The sequence below is a fragment of the Mycobacterium sp. 852013-50091_SCH5140682 genome (assembly GCF_001665685.1).
GTDB lineage: Bacteria > Actinomycetota > Actinomycetes > Mycobacteriales > Mycobacteriaceae > Mycobacterium.
The window spans coordinates 1-1,074 of record NZ_LZTB01000003.1 but is presented as its reverse complement, the minus strand read 5'-3'; the positions used below and the strand labels follow the sequence as shown (position 1 = coordinate 1,074).

Below are 1,074 nucleotides of genomic sequence, written 5' to 3'. Positions count from 1 at the left end.
CCCCCTTACAGCCGGGGATGGTGGCGCCGCCGCACGACATGGCCCCGGGCAGCACCGATGACGACTACTACCTGGGCGCTATCGGACCGACGCGGAGCGCAAACCGATGACCGCCCTACTCGCGACCGAGGTTGCGGCCGAGACATCGACCGTCGAGACCGGCCTGTTCTGGGTACTCGGCGGACTCGCTGTTTCGGGTGCTCTTGGGGTCGTCATTGCCGCCAAGGCGGTGTATTCGGCGGTGTTCCTCGCGATGACGATGATCGTCCTCGCGGTGCTCTATGTCGCCCAGGATGCGCTGTTCCTCGGCGTGGTGCAGGTCGTCGTCTACACCGGTGCGGTGATGATGCTCTTCCTCTTCGTCGTCATGATCGTCGGTGTCGACCTGTCGGAGTCGCTCACAGAAACGGTACGCGGGCAAAGGATTACGACAGTCCTAGCGAGCCTGGCCTTCGGGATCCTGCTGATCGCGAGTACCGGGAGCCTGTCCAGTCATAGTTCCCAGGAGGTTGCGAAGATGAACGACGAGGACAACGTGAGGGGCTTGGCGGCGCTGATCTTCACCCGGTATTTGTGGGCGTTCGAACTCACCAGTGCCCTGCTCATCACCGCCGCCGCAGGCACCATGGTGCTTACCTACCGTCAACGGGCGCATCGCCGCAAGACGCAGCGCGAACTCGCCACGGATAGATTCCGCGCAGGTGGACACCCGACGACGTTGCCCAATCCCGGTGTCTACGCCCGCCACAATGCCGTCGACATCCCGGCCATGCTTCCGGACGGTTCGCCCTCGCGCCTTTCGGTGTCTCCGGTGCTGCGCCCGCGTGTCAGCGCAGCACGACGAGCACCGTCCTCTCCGCCGCATCTGCGGTTGGTTGCCCCGGTGTCTCCTGTCGACTGGATTGATGAGTGGGAGGAATCGTAAGTGGATGTGCGGACGCGAGGAGCATAAGTGGATCCCGCGAATTATCTGTACCTGTCGGCGCTGCTGTTCACCATCGGTGCGGCCGGGGTGTTGTTGCGGCGCAATGCCATCGTCATGTTCATGTGCGTGGAGCTGATGCTCAATGCGGC

At 63.4% G+C, this 1,074-nt stretch carries 2 protein-coding genes and 1 pseudogene; all 3 read left to right on the top strand.

Translation table 11 applies throughout. The features are described from left to right. Positions 1–110: pseudogene (locus tag A5784_RS37310) on the top strand (NADH-quinone oxidoreductase subunit NuoI); the annotation flags it as partial. Next, entirely contained in the window at positions 107–925 is an 819-nt protein-coding gene (locus tag A5784_RS00075; protein WP_082944557.1) for an NADH-quinone oxidoreductase subunit J, read from the top strand. The pseudogene A5784_RS37310 and the gene A5784_RS00075, both read left to right, overlap by 4 nt. A gap of 27 nt (positions 926–952) precedes the next feature. Continuing rightward, on the top strand, positions 953–1,074 hold a 122-nt coding region (gene nuoK, locus A5784_RS00070), incomplete at its 3' end, for an NADH-quinone oxidoreductase subunit NuoK (protein WP_082944556.1).

What these genes read in the sequence shown, in the direction of transcription:
- A5784_RS00075 (WP_082944557.1), top strand. Translation starts at nt 107, where the DNA reads ATGACCGCCCTACTCGCGACCGAGGTTGCGGCCGAGACATCGACCGTC.